The 17,441-nt window shown below is 62.5% G+C and carries 15 protein-coding genes; 8 read left to right on the top strand and 7 right to left on the bottom strand.

All coding sequences use genetic code 11. The features are described from left to right. Window positions 1-9 precede the first annotated feature (9 nt). Complete coding sequence (locus LB524_RS05260; RefSeq protein ID WP_015314231.1) at window positions 10-285, bottom strand: hypothetical protein; 276 nt, start codon at window positions 283-285, stop codon at window positions 10-12. 599 nt (window positions 286-884) lie between these two features. Here LB524_RS05260 and LB524_RS05255 point away from each other — a divergent pair. Together LB524_RS05255 and LB524_RS05250 are read left to right on the top strand one after the other, a co-directional pair. Next, window positions 885-1,562, top strand: coding sequence for a sugar transferase (locus tag LB524_RS05255; protein WP_015314232.1), 678 nt, complete (start codon window positions 885-887; stop codon window positions 1,560-1,562). Between the two features lie 85 nt (window positions 1,563-1,647). After that, window positions 1,648-2,904 (top strand): polysaccharide biosynthesis/export family protein, encoded by a 1,257-nt coding sequence (locus tag LB524_RS05250; protein ID WP_181173994.1) that lies wholly within the window; start codon window positions 1,648-1,650, stop codon window positions 2,902-2,904. A gap of 188 nt (window positions 2,905-3,092) precedes the next feature. Here the strand turns inward: LB524_RS05250 and LB524_RS05245 are convergent, their stop codons facing one another. Then, the gene (locus tag LB524_RS05245) at window positions 3,093-4,391 is read right to left on the bottom strand and encodes an O-antigen ligase family protein (protein WP_224524198.1); all 1,299 of its coding nucleotides are present in this window, start codon (window positions 4,389-4,391) and stop codon (window positions 3,093-3,095) included. Window positions 4,392-4,854: 463 nt separating this feature from the next. On the opposite strand from LB524_RS05245, the gene LB524_RS05240 reads away from it, so the two are divergent. The 5 genes from LB524_RS05240 (at window position 4,855) to LB524_RS05220 (ending at window position 11,467) form a co-directional block, all read left to right on the top strand. Next, window positions 4,855-5,607: an SDR family NAD(P)-dependent oxidoreductase gene (locus LB524_RS05240; protein ID WP_224524197.1), complete on the top strand. Its 753-nt coding sequence runs from the start codon at window positions 4,855-4,857 to the stop codon at window positions 5,605-5,607. A 103-nt stretch (window positions 5,608-5,710) separates the two neighbouring features. Beyond that, the gene (locus LB524_RS05235; protein ID WP_224524196.1) at window positions 5,711-7,150 is read left to right on the top strand and encodes a GH39 family glycosyl hydrolase; all 1,440 of its coding nucleotides are present in this window, start codon (window positions 5,711-5,713) and stop codon (window positions 7,148-7,150) included. Continuing rightward, window positions 7,143-8,483: a glucoamylase family protein gene (locus LB524_RS05230; protein WP_224524195.1), complete on the top strand. Its 1,341-nt coding sequence runs from the start codon at window positions 7,143-7,145 to the stop codon at window positions 8,481-8,483. Before LB524_RS05235 ends, LB524_RS05230 begins: the two co-directional genes overlap by 8 nt. Beyond that, on the top strand, window positions 8,473-10,002 hold the full coding sequence (locus tag LB524_RS05225) for a mercuric reductase (protein ID WP_224524184.1): 1,530 nt from the start codon (window positions 8,473-8,475) through the stop codon (window positions 10,000-10,002). Before LB524_RS05230 ends, LB524_RS05225 begins: the two co-directional genes overlap by 11 nt. Before the next feature lie 205 nt (window positions 10,003-10,207). After that, complete coding sequence (locus LB524_RS05220; protein WP_224524182.1) at window positions 10,208-11,467, top strand: glycosyltransferase family 4 protein; 1,260 nt, start codon at window positions 10,208-10,210, stop codon at window positions 11,465-11,467. Window positions 11,468-11,616: 149 nt separating this feature from the next. Here LB524_RS05220 and LB524_RS05215 read toward each other — a convergent pair whose 3' ends face one another. Together LB524_RS05215 and LB524_RS05210 are read right to left on the bottom strand one after the other, a co-directional pair. Next, window positions 11,617-12,192 (bottom strand): DUF1349 domain-containing protein, encoded by a 576-nt coding sequence (locus LB524_RS05215; RefSeq protein WP_224524180.1) that lies wholly within the window; start codon window positions 12,190-12,192, stop codon window positions 11,617-11,619. Between the two features lie 64 nt (window positions 12,193-12,256). Continuing rightward, the gene (locus LB524_RS05210; RefSeq protein WP_224524178.1) at window positions 12,257-13,696 is read right to left on the bottom strand and encodes an aldehyde dehydrogenase family protein; all 1,440 of its coding nucleotides are present in this window, start codon (window positions 13,694-13,696) and stop codon (window positions 12,257-12,259) included. Window positions 13,697-13,967: 271 nt separating this feature from the next. On the opposite strand from LB524_RS05210, the gene LB524_RS05205 reads away from it, so the two are divergent. After that, window positions 13,968-14,627 (top strand): TetR/AcrR family transcriptional regulator, encoded by a 660-nt coding sequence (locus tag LB524_RS05205; protein WP_224524176.1) that lies wholly within the window; start codon window positions 13,968-13,970, stop codon window positions 14,625-14,627. Window positions 14,628-14,708: 81 nt separating this feature from the next. Here the strand turns inward: LB524_RS05205 and LB524_RS05200 are convergent, their stop codons facing one another. From LB524_RS05200 to LB524_RS05190, 3 genes are all read right to left on the bottom strand, one after another. After that, on the bottom strand, window positions 14,709-15,194 hold the full coding sequence (locus LB524_RS05200) for a hypothetical protein (RefSeq protein ID WP_015314243.1): 486 nt from the start codon (window positions 15,192-15,194) through the stop codon (window positions 14,709-14,711). Between the two features lie 167 nt (window positions 15,195-15,361). Continuing rightward, window positions 15,362-16,609: an SfnB family sulfur acquisition oxidoreductase gene (locus LB524_RS05195; RefSeq protein WP_140614959.1), complete on the bottom strand. Its 1,248-nt coding sequence runs from the start codon at window positions 16,607-16,609 to the stop codon at window positions 15,362-15,364. A gap of 24 nt (window positions 16,610-16,633) precedes the next feature. After that, window positions 16,634-17,425 carry an ABC transporter ATP-binding protein gene (locus tag LB524_RS05190; protein ID WP_224524174.1) on the bottom strand — a complete coding sequence of 264 codons (792 nt, stop codon included), beginning with the start codon at window positions 17,423-17,425 and terminating at the stop codon, window positions 16,634-16,636. Window positions 17,426-17,441: the final 16 nt, after the last annotated feature.

The raw sequence follows: 17,441 nt of genomic DNA, 5'->3' as shown, positions 1-17,441 counted from the left end.
CCCGTGGGTCTAATGCAGCCCCCGCCGGACGCTGCCCAGCTTCTCGCCCTCGGGCACTTCTGTGGAGTTCTGCTTTCTCTCGGCTTCGCGCAGCCTGTCGGCCGGCGTTGGCGCGCTCCTGGCGATCATGGCATAGACGACCGCGAAATAACCGGCCTGGATGACCACCGCGCAGATGATGACACGCAGCAGTGTCGTGCCAAGCGAAGCTCCACCCAGCCAGGACCAGGCCACGACGATCGCGAGCGCGAACAGCATCCCAACGATGAATTTTGGAAGCGACATACCCAACAGCCCATAAACCGGCTCGGGTATATCCAACGATAGCCCCACCCGAGCGCCGTCCCTTGTGATGCGGGCTTGTTAAACCACCCGCTCTCGACCGGTTGCTTCCGGCCTTTCAACCTGTCGCCACCGTGACAGGTATAATTTGCAATTCTATTAAGGCGAGCAGAAGGCGGCAAGGGCAACCGCACATATTTTTGATTGCGCTTACGCGTTCGATTCTGCCATGCTGCAACGCACCCGGCCGCATTTCACTCAACCTGCAGCCATTGCAGATCTGGAGTACAACCCATAATATTAGATGGTATTTTAGGTGAATAGTCCAGAATATAGCATCGTCAGTAAGGACTCGTATGCTCTGGATCCCGGCACTGGGAACGCGCCGCCCACAAAACGCCCTAAAAACGCCCGGATTTTTTTATGCTTGCCCATTTATTGTCACAAATGTGCTAAACATTTCGAAATTTGTGCAGCGCGAGCTTATTATTTAGTCAATTCATGACGCGACTATTTCAGCGGCGTGGGAAATTGTGTGTTGCGCTGCAGCATTTTTTTGGTATCGTGCGGTAAACCATTCGTTCAACGCATGGAGTTTCCGTATGAGGGATATTGCCAAGTCGGCCACGGCGGGGTTTTCGCAGGCCGACACCGACTTTCCGCCGCCGATCGGCGGCCTCATCAAGCGGAGTTTCGACATCGTCGGTTCGCTGGCTGGACTGATTGCGCTCAGCCCGCTGTTCATCATGATAGCGCTGCTCGTCAAATTCTCCGATGGCGGATCGGTTTTCTATGGTCACCGCCGAATCGGGCGCGGCGGACGGCTCTTCTCCTGCCTCAAGTTCCGCACCATGGTTCCGGACGGCGACAAGGTGCTGGCAGCCTATCTCGCCACCAATCCAGAGGCCAATGCGGAATGGATAGCGACCCGCAAGCTGAAGAACGATCCACGCGTCACCCGCGTCGGAACGGTGCTGCGCAAGCTGAGCCTCGATGAATTGCCGCAGATCATCAACATCCTCCAGGGCGACATGAGCCTTGTCGGGCCTCGCCCGGTGGTCCGGGACGAACTGGAAATCTATGGCAGCGCGGCTGTCTATTATCTGAAGTCCCGGCCCGGCCTGACCGGCCTGTGGCAGGTCAGCGGCCGCAACGACGTTTCCTATGACAGCCGCGTCGCGTTCGACCGCCACTATGTCGAGAACTGGTCGCTGTTCGAGGACGTTCGCATCATCATCAGAACAGTGCCGGCCGTCTGGATGTCGCGCGGCTCTTACTGATCGGCCGGCAGGATCAAGGCATCCGGCGGCAAGCTCATCGGGCGATGGGGCTAAAACGGATCGGAACGCTCAGTTGAAGATAGACATTTTCGAAGCCTTTGGCAGCGGCCCGTTTTCCGGCCGCTCGCGGCTCGTGGCGACCTGCCTTGCGATGTCGCTTGCTTTTCCCCAGATGGCCGCCGCCGACGATTACCGTCTGGGCTCCCAGGACAAGCTCACCATCCGCATCGCCGAATGGCAGACCGTCGAAAGCACGTTCCGCGACTGGTCGTCGGTCAATGGCCAATATACGATCGGCCCGGCAGGCACGCTGTCGGTGCCTTTCGTCGGCGAGTTGCCGGCGGCCGGCAAGACCACGGCGGAGGTCGCCGCAGCGATCTCCGAGGCGCTGCAGCACAAGCTCGCTTTGTCGGACAAGCCCGAAGCCTCGGTCGAAATGGCACAGTTCCGGCCCTTCTACATTTCGGGCGAGGTGCAGAATCCCGGGCAATTTCCCTTTGTGCCCGATCTTACGGTGCTGAAAGCGATCAGCGTCGCCGGAGGCATCAGGCGCAACGCCGACTACGGTCCCCAGCTCGGCAAGGACCTGGTCACCGCCAAAGGCAATTTCGATATCTCCGACGACCAGCGCGTTCGGCTGATCGTCAAGCGCGCCCGCATCGACGCCGACATGGCCGGCAAGACGAGTTTTGAGGCACCCAAGGAGGTCGAAGGCGATCCGCGGCTGCCGACCATCGTCGCCGACGAGATGACAATCCTTACCGCCGACCAGAAGGCGCTGAAGCTCAAGCTCGAGGCGCTCGACGATCTCAAGGGTGTGCTGCAGGCCGAAATCGAATCGCTGCAGAAGAAGATCGTCAACCAGCAGAAGCAGGTCGACCTGGCCCAGCAACAGCTGGCCAGCATCGGTCCGCTGGCCCAGAAGGGACTGGTGGCCAATGCCAGGCTTCTGGATTCGCAGCAGTCCGTTACCGACCTGCAGGGCAAGATCCTGGACTACGAGACAGCCATCCTGACCGCCAAGCAGGCGATCAGCAAGGCGACGCAGGACGCCATCGACGCCCAGAACACCTTGAGTTCGAGCCTCGCCGCCGATCGCCAGCAGACCGAAGCCGACCTGAACGAGGCCGCGCTGAAGGTGAATATGCAAAAAGGCCTGATAGCCCAGGCCACGGATCCGGCGACGACGGCCGCCATCACCAACGACCAGCAACCTACCTTGCTCTATTCGCTGGTGCGCAATGTCGACGGCAAGACCAGCGAAATCGCCGCCAAGGAAGACACACCGGTACTGCCTGGCGATGTGATCAAGATCAAGCTGGCGCCGCTGGCCAGCCAGTAGAAACGCGGAAGATCGCGGGCTCGCCGCGTTCTATCCATAGCGCAAAACTTTGAGCCTCAGCCAAGCCTGCTTGGCGGAGGTTTTTGCTGATAGATTTTCAGCACCGGAAAATCAGAATGGCTGTTGACGCAATCCCGAACGGAACCGCTACGCGGTTTTCCTGCGATGGCTTTAGCGGACTCTCATCATTACTCGGCTGCCGCGGGACGGTGAGGCCAGGCTGCCTGTCCGGCCTTGGCATCCGCCGGCTCGAAAGCCGGTGACCATCGCGTGCGGGTGACCGGCAGCTTCGCCAGCTTGAAGAAGCTGAAATACATCAGGAATGAACCCATGATGTAGGGATTGAGTATCTCGACCTCGACGAAGGAGCGGATGAGCAGCAGCACCATCACGCCGATCAGAACCACCGATTCGGCCTGCCATGTCTTGAAGACCACCGCGGCGATGTGGCCGAGGAGCGTGCGCAGCATGATCAGCGATATCAGCACCGCCCCGGTGAAGCCGAGTTCGACAAGGGCTTCGACATAGGTGTTGTGGAAATGGAAGCCGGTGCGGGTGCTGATGTAGAATTCGTTCCACAGCCGCTCCGCCTCGGCAAAGCCCTGCACCCAATAGGCGGCATAGCCGACGCCAAGGATCGGCGATCGCATCGCGGCGTTCCAGCCCTGCTCCCACAGATAAGTCCGCCCGGTGAGCGTCGAATCCTTGCCGAAGATGCCAAGCACGAAGTCCATGAGCCCGAGATTGAGGGCGACGATGGCCACCACGACGATCATGCCGGCGCCGACCAGGAAGATCACCCGGCGGTAGCGTCGCGACAAAAGCTTGCTCATCGCAAGAAGCGCCACCAGCGCCAGAACCGCCGGTATCGAGGCCATCGAGGTGGCGGAATGCGAGACGACCAGCACATAGGCCGACAACAGCACGACCGGCACGGTCAGCATGAAACTCAGCCGGCCACGCCGAAGGAAAGCAAGGAACACGACCGAGAAATAGATGCCGAGCGAGCCGACGAAGCCGATCTGGTTCTTGGAGGCGAAGGCGCCGACGAAATTATAGGTGCCGTCGAGGACGTCCTCGGAATAGGCGCCGACTTTCAGCGAATAGAGCAGGACGAAGAATATGCCGACCAGGGCGCCTATTGTCAGGGTGCGCACGCTGACGGTGCGTGCGGCGACATAGGCGCAGGCGATATGGGACAAGTACTGGACCGCCGTTCTGGCGGTGACGCCGGGCGCCTGCGACCAGAATATGGAAAAGCAGACATAGGCCGCAAAGAGCAGCGGCAGCCAGGCGCTGGACAGTTGCCGCAGGAAACGCCGGTAGTCGACCAGGATAAGCGGAAGCCAGACGGCATAATAGGCCAGGATCAGCACCTGGCCGAAAATGACGGAATAGGAGAACGCCCAGATCGAAACGGCAACGGCAAAGCTGCCATAGACCGAATTCTTCTCGGGATCGACGAGCAGGGATTTGGGAATTTTCATCTCACGGTCCCGTCGACACGACCCAGGACCGGCAGGCCGCAAACCAGCCGGCATATCCGCAAACAGGGTCGTACAAGAAACGGCGCCTCCATTGTGCAGTGCAATATAACCTATCGCACCCCGTGCTCAATGGCAAATCCGGTCACCTTGTCTTACAGCGCGGCGATCGCCGAGAGATCTCGGCCGTGGACGGGCCAATCGGTCATGTGCTCCGACTGCCCATCAGGAACGAGGCGCGTCCCTTGAGGTTTCCTTAGTCCATGCGCATGCCTAGATCGGCCTCGCCGTGGTGGGTATGGTGGAAGCGCTGCGCGACCAACTCGAATGAACGGCGCCATAATCCGGCCGATTGGCCCAGACGATCCGGCCGCATGCCGGCTTGAACTCGGTCGGCGGTCACCTCACAGTCCCAGGACCGGCCAGCACGCGGGGCGCCTTCAGCCAACATGAACAGGGGGAACACATGCCAATGAATTTCGCGGGGCGCTTCTCAGGCCGGTCGGCGGTCATCACCGGGGGCGCCTCGGGCATCGGACTGGCGGTCGCGCAGAGGATCGTCGACGAAGGCGGGCGCGTCTGCGTCTGGGATCGCGATCCCGCACAGATCGAACAGGCGAAAGCCATTGTTCCCGGCCTGCGTGGAGTGACGTTGGACGTTGCGGATGCGGCAAGTGTGGAGGTCGCCGCACAATCGACGATCGACGCCTTCGGCGCGGTCGACATACTGGTCACCAGTGCGGCCATCACCGGCCCCAACATGACCACCTGGTCCTATTCGGTCGAGGACTGGCGTGGAGTCATCGACATCAACATCAACGGCGTCTTCTACTGCAACAAGGCGCTGGTGCCACACATGCTCGAGCGCAACTATGGCCGCATCGTCAACATTGCCTCGATCGCCGGCAAGGAAGGCAATCCCAACGCTTCCGCCTACAGCACCTCGAAGGCGGCGGTGATCGGCCTGACCAAGTCGCTCGGCAAGGAACTCGCCAAAACCAAGGTGACGGTCAATTGCGTGACGCCAGCCGCCGTGCGCACCGCGATCTTCAAGCAGATGAAGCAGGAGCACATCGATTTCATGCTCTCCAAGATACCGATGGCGCGGTTCGGCGAGGTCGAGGAAGTGGCGGCGCTGATCTCATGGATCGCCTCGGAGGAATGCTCGTTCACCACGGCCGCTGTGTTCGACGTCTCGGGCGGCCGCGCCACCTACTGATGCACTACAAATCCGCGTGAGCAGGCAACGATATGCCATCGCCGACGTATAGTCGGTGATGGAAGGTGTAGAAACGGCAAATATTTCAGACAGTTCCACGGGTGTGACCTTTCGCTGCGATCTCGGCGTTCAGGGAGAGGAATTCCCCCACTTCTGGGAACATACGGTCGGCAGCGGCCACGCGACGCTCGCCCTGCGCGCGGACTGGCAGGCACAGATGCGCCGGGCGCATGACGAACTCGGCTTTCGCCATGTCCGTTTTCACGGGCTGCTCGATGACGACATGGGCACGCTCATCGACCAGGACGACAAGCCGCTCTATTCGTTCTTCAATGCCGATCAGATCTTCGATTTCCTGCTGTCGATCGGCATGCGCCCCTTCGTCGAGCTGAGTTTCACGCCGACGATGCTGTCGTCGTCCGGAAAGATCGTCTTCCGTTATCGCGCCAATGTCAGCGCGCCGAAGGACTACGACCAGTGGTCGACGCTGATTTCGAATCTCGTCGCTCACTGGGTTGATCGCTACGGCCTCGACGAGGTGCGGCAATGGTTCTTCGAGGTCTGGAATGAACCCAATCTCGAGGCGTTCGGCAGCGGCAAACAGGAGGATTATTTCAAGCTGTATGCCTACACGGCAAGAGCAATCAAATCCGTTGACACGCATTTGAAGGTCGGCGGACCAGCCACAGCCGACAATGCCTGGATCGATGAGTTCATCGCTTACTGTGGCCAGAACGGCCTTCCCGCGGACTTCGTCAGCACGCACCATTATCCGACCGATGCCTTCGGCCAGCCTGGCGACGACACCGAAGCCCAGCTCTCGAAAAGCACGCGAAGCGTCCTGCGCGAGGAAGCGCGCACCGCGCGACGGCAGGCAGGCGACCGTCCGCTCTACTACACCGAATGGTGCACATCGTCGAACCCGCGCGATCCCATGCACGACGAGCCCTATGCCGCCGCCTTCATCGTCAAGACGATCATGGAGGCGAGAGGGCTGGTTCAGGGCTACAGCTACTGGACCTTTTCGGATATTTTCGAAGAGAATTATTTTCCATCCCTACCCTTTCATGGTGGTTTCGGCCTGATGAACCTTCACGGCGTAGCCAAACCGGCTTACCGTGCCTTCGAAATGCTGCATGGCCTTGGAACCGAAATCCTGTCGACTCAAGGCAATCATCCCACCGTCGACAGTTGGTGTGTGCGCGACGGAAATTCGTTGACCGTGCTGATTTCCAACTTCGCCTTGCCGCGGCATCCGGTCGCGAACGAGACCGTGCAGATTCAACTTGAGAATGCACGGCGGCCCGACATGGTAACCATCCGACGCGTCGATGCGGCAAATGCCAACCCCAAGGCGCTATGGGCGACGATGGGAAGTCCCGATTACCTGAGCCGAGCAATGGTAGAGCATTTGCATGCGGCCTCGGCGATGCCGAAACAGCCGCAAGCGATCGCCTTCAACGGTCATACCCTTCTGTTCGATGTCACCGTACCTGCGCAGGGCGTTGCTGCCATCAGGCTGGAGTTTTTATCGATTGCTTAGAGCAGATCCCGCCGCGCTGGCCGATGACGAACTGCTGGACCGCTGTCAACGCGCCGCGTTCGGCTATTTCCTGGAGAACGTGAACCCCGACAACGGGCTGGTCGCCGACACGTCGCGGCCCAATTCGCCGTGCAGCATCGCCGTCGTCGGTTTTGCCCTGTCCTGCTATCCGATCGGCGTCGAACGTGGCTGGATAACGCGTGATGCGGCTGCCTGCCTGACCCTTGCGGCGCTACGCTTTTTCCAGACCAGCACGCAAGGCAGCGGTCACGACGTCACCGGCCACAAGGGTTTTTACTACCACTTTCTCGACATGAGGAGCGGCTTGCGCGTTTGGCGCTGCGAACTGTCGATGGTGGATACCGCCCTGCTGATCGCCGGCATGCTGGTGGCGAGCGCGTATTTTTCCGACGACAACGACGACGAAGCCGAAATCCGCCTCCTGGCCGAGGCGCTCTACAGGCGCGTCGACTGGCGATGGGCGCAAGGCAGCAGCCCGACGCTCCGCCAGGGCTGGAAGCCGAGGAGCGGCTTTCTGCATTATGGCTGGGAAGGCTATAACGAGGCGACGATCCTCTATGTGCTGTCGATGGCTTCTCCGGACCGCCCGACCTCGGACGACAGCTACGAGGCCTGGACGGCGACCTATCAATGGGAAAACATCTACGGCCACGACGTGCTCTATGGCGGGCCGCTGTTCATGCACCAGTTCTCGCATGCCTGGATCGATTTCGCCGGCATCCGCGACGCTTTCATGCGGGAGAAGAATTCGGACTATTTCGAAAACAGCCGCCGCTCGACATACCTTCACCGCGACTACGCCCGGCACAACCCTTACGGCTTTGACGGCTATGGCGAGAATTTGTGGGGTCTTTCGGCCGGAGACGGACCGGGCGGCTTCCGCGCCAGCGTGGAGCGGCGGACCCACCGGTTTTCCGGCTATGCCGCGCGCGGCGCGCCTTTCGGACCGGATGACGGGACAATCGCACCATGGTCCTATCCGGCGTCGCTGCCTTTCGCGCCGGACATTTGCCTGGCGGCGCTGCGTCACCTCGTCGATCGTTACCCGGAGGTGCTCGAGAATTTCCGGCTGCCGAGCGGTTTCAATCCGACATTGGCCAACCGGCGCAAATTCGGCCGCAACGGCTGGGTGTCGGAAGGCCATTACGGGCTCGACCAGGGCATCGCGGTGATGATGATCGAAAACCACCGTTCCGGACTGATCTGGAAGCTGATGCGTTCCAATCCCCATATCCGTCGCGGCCTGGGCAAGGCGGGTTTCACCGGCGGATGGCTGTCGCGGCCGGTATCCGGAGGGCTTGATGTCGCGTGAACCGACGAGAGCCGCCGTCTTCCCCGTCGACAGCAATGATGTCGAACTGATCAGGGGCGCGCATCCCGCGCACTGGAAGAACCCGACCCCGAACGGCCCCTACAATCTCGTCGTCATCGGCGCCGGGCCGGCCGGGCTGACCGCCGCGCGTGACGCCGCGAGCCTTGGCGCGAAGGTCGCGCTGATCGAACGCGGGCTGATCGGTGGTGCCTGCGTCAATGTCGGCGGCATCCCGTCGAAGTCGATTATCCGCACGGCCAGGCTCTATGCCGATATGCGCGATGCCGAGAGCTTTGGCGGCGACCCGCCAGACCACCTTCGCGTCGACTTTCAACGGGCGATGACACGGATGCGGCAGATACGGCAGCGGATCAGCCGCGCCAATTCGGCCGTTTCCGTCACAGCCGAGGGCATCGACCTCTATTTCGGCGAAGCGCGCTTCGCCGGAGCGGACACCGTCGCGGTCGCGGACAGGACCCTGCATTTCAAGAAGGCATTGGTCGCGACGGGGGCGCATGCGAGCGGGCCCGCGATTCCGGGGCTTGCCGAGGCCGGCTATCTCGACAACGAGACCATGTACGACCTTACGCAATGCCCGCCGCGGCTCCTCGTCATCGGCGGCGGGCCGCTCGGCTGCGAGACGGCGCAGGCTTTCTGCCTGCTCGGCGCCAAGGTCATCCTGGCGCAGAGCGATCCGATGTTCCTGCCCGGCGAGGAGCGCGACGCCGCGCAGATCCTTTCGGATGCGCTGGCGCGCGAGGGGATCGAGGTGCGGCTGAACACCGAAGTGGTGGCGGTGCGGATGGAGGGCGAGAAGAAGGCCGCCGACCTGATGCGGGATGGCGACACGACGACGATTACGGTCGATGAGATCATCACTGGCGTCGGCCGTTCACCTAACGTCGATGGCCTGGGCCTCGATGAAGCCGGCGTGGCCTATGACGCCAGCGGCATCAAGGTCGACGATTATCTGCGATCCACCAACCCAAATGTCTACGCGGCGGGCGACGTCTGCCTCGAATACAAGTTCACCCACACCGCCGAGGCAACAGCGCGCATCGTCGTGCGCAATGCCCTGTTTCGCGGCCGCGAAAGGCTCAGCGAACTCGTTATCCCCTGGTGCACCTATACCGATCCGGAGATCGCCCATGTCGGTCTCTATCCCCTGGAGGCGCGGCGCAACGGCATTCCGGTCAAGACCTATACGGTCCTGATGCACGATGTCGCCCGCGCCGTGATGGACGGCGAAGAGGAAGGGTTCGTCAAGATCCACGTCAGGGAGGGATCCGACCGCATCCTGGGAGCGACGGTCGTCGCCAGCCATGCCGGCGAGATGATCAATGCCGTGACCCTCGCTATCCGTTCGGGCATGGGATTGCATGCGTTGGCCGATGTCATCCATCCCTTCCCGACACAGGCGCAAGGCATCAAGATGGCGGGCGACGCTTACCGACGGACACGGTTCACTTCATTGCGCAGGCGCCTGGCGGCCCGCTGGCTGGCCTGGTCCAGGCGATAAGCCTTTGCGCTCGGTCCCAGCCGGATCCGCATTGCGACCAATCCGCAAGGCAAGCGCGCCGGGCATCAGACTGTGATCCAGCGCTTGACGAAAGCACGGTTCGGCTAAACAAGTCGAAGCTGATTTCTGTGGCTGCGGGGGCCTCGTTAATGTCGTCCGAGAAAGAGCTTGCGCAACTCCTGGCGCGAAGCGTCGGGCGTCCGCCTTGAGCGCGCGGCCCGATGTCGACATGCCGGCGCGCGGCAGCGGGCGACGCGTGCTGATCGTGTGCCATGAGCCGGCGTTTCCGCCGACTTCCGGCGCGGATCTGCGCAACTATCGCAATGCCGTGGCGGCGGCCGCGTTCGGACCAGTCTGCCTGGCCTCGGTGCGGCCCAGGGCCATCGCCATGACCGCGCCCAATCCGCTGATCCGCACCGAGGCGCTGTCGATCGAGGGAGAGCCCCGGACGGCTTCCATCGGATGGTGGCGTATAAGGGAGGAGCATCGCATTTCGCGCGCGGCCCTGGCGCGGCTGGAAGCACTGATCCTCGAATTCCGCCCTGACACCGTGGTGGTCGAGAGCATCGGCCTGTTCAAGCTGCTGCGGCCTTTGCGATCGCTGGCAAAGCAGCTCATCCTCGACATGCACAATGTCGAGTCCGACTTGTCCGCGCAGATGAAACGCGCCGAAGCAACCGCATCGCGCCTTTCCGTTGCCGCATCGGTGCCTGGCATCAGGCATCTCGAAAGAAAGGCGCTCGCCCTTGTCGACAGGGTCTGGGTCTGCTCGAACGAGGATCGCGAGAAGCTGATGCGCTTTGGCGGGCGCGCGATGCCCATCGATGTCGTTCCCAATGGGATTCCCAACGTCGAGGCGATTCCCAATGTGCTGCCCCCGGAACCGTCGGCCAATAGCGGCTTTCCGGTGATCCTTTTCATCGGTCATCTCGGCTATCCTCCAAACGTCGACGCCGCCGTGCGATTGGCCCGGACCATATTGCCCCGCATCCGCCAGGCCTTGCCCGACGCGAAGCTGGTTCTCGCCGGACGCGGCCCGGAACCGGCCGTGCTGGCCCTGCGCGGGTTGCCCGATGTCGAGCTCGTTGAATATCCCGAAAGCGTGGGGCCGCTCCTGTCCAGCGCGCATCTCAGCATCATCCCGCTCAGGGCGGGCGGGGGCACGCGCATCAAGATTCTGGAGGCGATGGCCTGGGGGGTGCCGGTGATCGCGACACCGCTCGCGGCCGAGGGCCTGGGCCTGGTCGAGAACGACGAGGTGCTGCTGTCGGCCAGCGACGAAGGCTTGGCCGCCATGGCCGTCCAACTTTCACGCGACGCCGGGCGCCGGGCAAGGCAGCGCGTGCGCGCCCACCAAGCCGTATGGGCAAGGTTTGGCCCGCAGGCGATCCGCGATGCCGTCCGTGCCGGGCTTGTCCTGGACAATGACGGCGATGACGACCAGCCATCTCCGATCACCCCATGAGCCGCCGATTATCCCACCGATCCACCAGACGTGGAAGACGGACAGCGTTCCCGAACGCTTCCAGCCTATGCCGAGAGATGGAAGGGCCTTGGGGCCGCAATGTCCTACCGGTCCGTTCGCATACGCCACGCGGAGCCCGGTTGCCAGGGTCAGTCGTGCAGATCCCGCGCAATCGGCGGACCGACCGAAAATCCGGAGAACGTGACTTCGAAACCTTCACGCTGCGGCGAACAGCACATCAACCCGACATCGACCATCTTCGAGGTCGGGAAATAGGCGAGCCGCACCGGCTTCCAATGACCGTCGGAAGCGTCGAGATACTGGACGCGGACCGCCTCGCCGTGGCGGGTCAGGCGGATCCTGACGCCGTCAGGGCCGGCGGCAATGGCCACCAGCGACCAGTCCGAGGTGTCGTTGGTGACGACGACGGAGAAATAGGCAAGGCCATCGGTGTATTCGATGCCGGCCTTGATCCAGTGCGTTTCGCTCAGCCGGACCATCAGCCCGGCCTGGTCGTAAAGCACCTCGTAGTCGCCCTTGACGGTCACTTCGGCAGTGAAATCGCCCTCGACCCGCCGATACAGGAAGTGGCCGTTGTCGCGCCAGAAACCATAGAAGGTCTCACGCCAGAAATCGGTCTCCTTGCCGGTGCGCACGCGCACGCCATCACCTTCGATGGCATGATGCGGCGGCGGGTTGAGCCAGGTCAGGTCCTTCAATGTCATCCCTTTGCACCGGTCCGTTTCCAGAGGAGGCGACGGTCCGCCGGCGGTCGGCCGGCGCGCCAGGTTATCCCGCGAACGTATAGGCGGTCTTTACCGTGGTGTAGAACTCCATGGCATAGCGGCCCTGTTCGCGCGGACCGAAGCTCGAACCCTTGCGACCACCGAAAGGAACGTGGAAATCGACGCCCGCCGTCGGCAGGTTGACCATCACCATGCCGGCTTCGGAGTTGCGCTTGAAATGCGTGGCGTGCTTGAGGCTCGTGGTGCAGATGCCCGAGGTCAGGCCGAACGGCGTGTCGTTGGCAACGGCAAGCGCCTCGTCATAATCCTGGACGCGGATGACACTGGCGACGGGGCCGAAAATCTCCTCGCGCGAACTGCGCATGGCGTTGGTGGCCTCGGTCAGCAGCGCAGGCTTGAGATAGAAACCCGGCGTCCTGCGGTCGAGCCGTTCGCCACCGAAAGCGAGCGTGGCGCCTTCGCGGACGCCGATGGCGATATAGTCCTCGTCCTGCTTGAGCTGGGTGGCGTCGACGACCGGGCCGATCTGGGTCTGCGCGTCGAGCGCGTCGCCGATCACCAGCTTTTCCATGCGCTCCTTGAGCGCGTCGACGAAACGGTCGTGGATGCCTTCGGTGACGATCAAACGCGACGAGGCCGTGCAGCGCTGGCCGGTCGAGAAGAAGGCGCCGTTCAGCGCGCAATCGACAGCCACCGCGAGATCGGCATCGTCGAGCACGACCAGCGGATTCTTGCCGCCCATTTCAAGCTGGAACTTGCGCATGTGCTCGACGCTTGCCGCCGCGACGCGCTTGCCGGTTCCCACCGAGCCGGTGAAGGAGATGGCGTTGACGTCGGGGCTGTCGAGCATCGCCTGGCCGACCACCGAGCCCTTGCCCATGACGAGGTTGAGCACGCCCTTGGGCAGGCCGGCGCGATGCAGGATGTCGACGATGGACCAGGCGCTTTCGGGAACGAGCTCGGCCGGTTTGAAGACGATGGTATTGCCGTGGGCCAGCGCCGGAGCGATCTTCCAGGCGGGAATGGCAATAGGGAAATTCCACGGTGTGATGATGCCGACCACGCCGACCGCTTCGCGCGTGATCTCGACGCCGACGCCCGGCCGCACGCTTGGCACCACCTCTCCCGACAGGCGCAATGTTTCGCCGGCAAAGAAATCGAATATCTGGGCGGCGCGGATGGTCTCGCCAATGCCCTCGGCCAGCGTCTTGCCTTCCTCACGCGCCAGATTGCGGCCGAGTTCGTCCTTGCGCGCCATGATCTCGTCGGCCGCCTTTTTCAGCACCGCATGGCGCGCCAGCGGACCGGAACGGGACCACGCTGGAAATGCCGCCTTGGCCGCCGCTATCGCCTGGCCCGCCTGTTCGACCCCCGCCGAAGCATATTCGCCGACGACGTCGCCGGTATCAGAGGGGTTGATGTTGCGGGAGCCGGCATCGCCGATCCATTCACCATCGATGAGGTTTTTTCGAAACGCTGTCATGTCCTTGCCTTCCTGGCTGTTGGCCGCGCGGCGGCATCTGTCTGAAGTGGTATTTGCCAGACAATTGCCTTGCGGGAAAGCACGCACTGGGCCTGGAGACCGCGACAAAAGTCCCCGGGCTGCACCAACGCCTTCGCGGCGGCGACGGAGCCGCGTCGCCAAGCAATCCGGCTAACATGGGCGGGCAGCGCTCCGGGTCAAGGCCGGATCGCCTGTACAGGCATGTCCACAATCTTGATTTGCCTGGTGTGGCGTGTCATGCGTCGTCAAGATGGCAGCAATCGAAACGACGATCCAGCGCGCCGGCGCCACCGGCAACGTCAAGGCTACCCGCGAAGACTGGCTGAAGCTGGCGCTTGAAACCCTGATCTCGGACGGCGTCGAACGCGTCCGTGTGCTGACGCTTGGCCAGCAACTCGATGTCTCGCGCTCGAGCTTCTACTGGTATTTCAAGAGCCGGCAGGATCTGCTCGACCAATTGTTGGACCACTGGCGGCAGACCAATACCCGATTCATCGTCGAGCGTGCCGCACGCCCTTCCACGACTGTCATTCGCGGGGTGATGAGCATTTTCGAATGCTGGGTGGACGAAAAGCTGTTCGATCCCCGGCTGGATTTCGCCATCCGGGCATGGGCTCGCCGCTCCCCCACCATCCGGCGTGCGCTCGACGAGGCCGACGAAGAACGCGTCACTGCCATCCGCAGCATGTTCTTGCGTCATGGCTATGAGGAGGAAGACGCGTTCGTTCGCGCTCGCGTGCTCTATTTCATGCAGATCGGCTACTATTCGCTCGAACTCAACGAACCGATGAGCAGTCGCCTGCCGCATGTTGCCGCGTATCTGCGCAGCTTCACCGGCCAGGAGCCTTCGGCTGCGGATGTCGAGGATTTTTCGCGCTACGTCGCGAAAGCGGTCTCCGGCGGCCGGTAGCCCGAAGACTCCGAACTCGTGATCCCGATAGCGCTTCGCCATGGAACGAAGAACAGGCGGCGATAGGATGGTAGGTTCCGGCTAAAGCGTAAACGACCAGAACAGGCAGGCCAGCGTGGCGGCGGCAAAGATCACGAAAAACAAGCTGCGCAGCAGTACGTTGCGGCGCAACTCGTTCATGACGAAGTGGCAACCGACGACCGCCACGGCAAACAGGAACCGCCAGTTCAACAACGCCAGAAGAGCGCTGCCCTGACCGAAGGCCCATCGGGCGAGCAGGCCGCCGACGATGGTGGCGAACAGCACAATGACAGTCCAGAAGATCGCATCGGCGGCATGGAGGAGGACGATACTGGCCGCGCGGATCGGCAGGATCATCATCAACAGCGCGCTGAAGAAGAAAATTGCCGCAAGCGGAATGAACGTTCCGGCGTCGGCGATGCCGTCGAGACGCTTGACGCCGATCGCCCCATAGGGATAGCCGTGACGGGCCACCGCAAGGCTCAGCGCCATGAGCAAGGCGGTCAAGACGGAGACGAGTGCGAAGGTCGTGAGGGCTTTGCTCATGGGGTTCCTGTCCCGAACGAATCAGACAGGAACCGGTGTAACCGATGGTCGTAAATTGCGCGTAAGCTTTCACCCGCCGCCGGCATCCCGAAGGGGATAACCGTCAGGGCAAAGCCACTCGGCGACGACCAGGTCGACCGCAGCGCGCGCCGTCCGCCTCCGGCAGATCAGCTCCAGGCGTGCAGCGGCGGATTCTCGCCGTTGAGGAAATATTTGCCAAGGATCGAATATTTCCAGCGCACCGGATCGTGCAGCGTGTGCGTGCGGGCGTTGCGCCAATGGCGATCGAGATTGTGCTCGGCCAGCGTCGAGCGCGTGCCGGCCAGTTCGAACAGCTTGTTCGTTGCGGCGATGGCGATTTCGGTCGACAGGATTTTTGCTTCCGCGGTGACGATCTGGGCATGCGCGACCGTTTCGGCTGTCGGCTCGGCCACCGCCTTGTCGATGGCATGGCCGGCCTTTTCGAGCAGCGCCTGCGCCGCGTGCAGGCGCAGCGTGAGGTCGCCGACAGCCTGGATGGTGTAGGGATCGTCCCAGGCATTGTCGAAGCCGCTGTCGATCCAGGCGCGGCTCCTGGTCCTGACAAAGTGAACCGTCTCGTCGATCGCCGCCTGGGCGATCCCGGTGTCCACCGCCACCTGGATTATCTGGAAGATGGCGCCGTCGGCGGTCGGCTTGTCGTAGCCCTTGTAGCCCGGCACCAGATACGTCTTCGGCACCTTGACGTTGTCGATGATGACGGTGCCGGAGAGCGTCGTGCGCTGGCCGAAGCTCGACCAGTCGTCGATAACGGTCAGGCCGGGCGCACCACGGTCGGCGATGGCATACCAGGCGCGACCTTCGTCATCGAGCGCCACGATCGGCACCAGATGGGCAAGCAGCGCGCCGGACGAATAGAATTTGCGGCCGTTGACGACGACATGGTCGCCGGCGTCGGTGAAGCGGGTCTCGAAATCGGCGGCGCGCTTCGAACCGAACTCGGAAAAGGCGTTGCCGAACCGGGTGCCCTTCAGCGCCTCGGTGAACAGCAGCTTCTGCTGTTCCACATCCGACACGGTGCGGATGGCCGCGATGACGCCGAGATGGTTCTGCGCGACCTGGCCGATTGAGGAATCGGCCGCCGAGATGATCTCGATCACCTTGACCAGCGTCGCATAGGACAGTTCCGGCCCGCCGAATTCCTTCGGCACATTGATCGACCACAGGCCGCTTTGGGAGAAGGCGTCGAGCTCGGCAACCGGCCAGATACGCTCGCGGTCGCGCGTGGACGCCCCCTTGACGAATTCGGCGGCGAGCGCATGGGCGATGGCGATCGCCTCCGCATCGTCCCTGATGATGTGTGCTGGTGCCGAGGGCCTTGCGACCGGCGGTACGGCGGCGGAAGCATGGTCTGTCTTGACGGTCGAGACGGTCATTTCATTGCTCCTTCAAATTTCGGTTCAGGCAACGGCGTGGAGACGGGATGGCTTGGCGGCGGGCGACGGCTGCTGGCCGAGATAGAGCGCCCTGATATCCTCGCGCTGGCGAAGATCGGCGGCCGCGCCGGACAGGACCGAGACGCCGTTTTCGAGCACAGTGGCGTGGTCGGCATAGCCAAGCGCGACCGCCGAGTTCTGCTCGGCGACCAGGATCGACAGACCGGTCTCGCGGTTGAGTTTTTTCAGCGTCTGAAAGATGTCTTGCACGATGAGCGGGGCAAGCCCCATCGAGGGCTCGTCGAGAACCAGCAGGCGCGGCCGCGACATCAGCGCGCGGCCGATGGCAGTCATCTGCTGTTCGCCACCGGAGGTGAGGCCGGACAATGTCCGGCGCTTTTCCCTGAGACGCGGAAAATAGGAATAAACCCGTTCGAGATCCGCGTTGATTTCGGCTCGGCGGCCGCTGCGGCCGATGCCGCCGGCGACCAGGTTTTCCTCGACGGTGAGGCTCTTGAAACAGTGACGGCCTTCCAGCACCTGGACCAGCCCGGCGCGTACGAGATCGCCCGGCTTGCGGCGCGAGACATCCGAGCCATCATAGCGGATGGAGCCGGCGTTGACCTGGCCGCGCTCTGCCGGCAGCAGGTTGGAGACGGCCTTCAACGTCGTGGTCTTGCCGGCGCCGTTGGCACCGAGCAGCGCCAGAATCCCACCCCGCCTGATCTCGAAGCTGACGCCATGCAGCGCCGTGATGGCGTTGATATAGGTGGCGTGGACCGCGTCCACGGCCAGGATCATGTCGTCGTTCGGCATGGCTGTTTCCGTGCTT

This window comes from Mesorhizobium sp. ESP6-5, from assembly GCF_020164695.1.
GTDB classification, from domain to species: domain Bacteria; phylum Pseudomonadota; class Alphaproteobacteria; order Rhizobiales; family Rhizobiaceae; genus Mesorhizobium; species Mesorhizobium australicum.
Note: the sequence above shows the minus strand (reverse complement) of the source record. Positions and strands in the feature narration are given on the sequence as shown.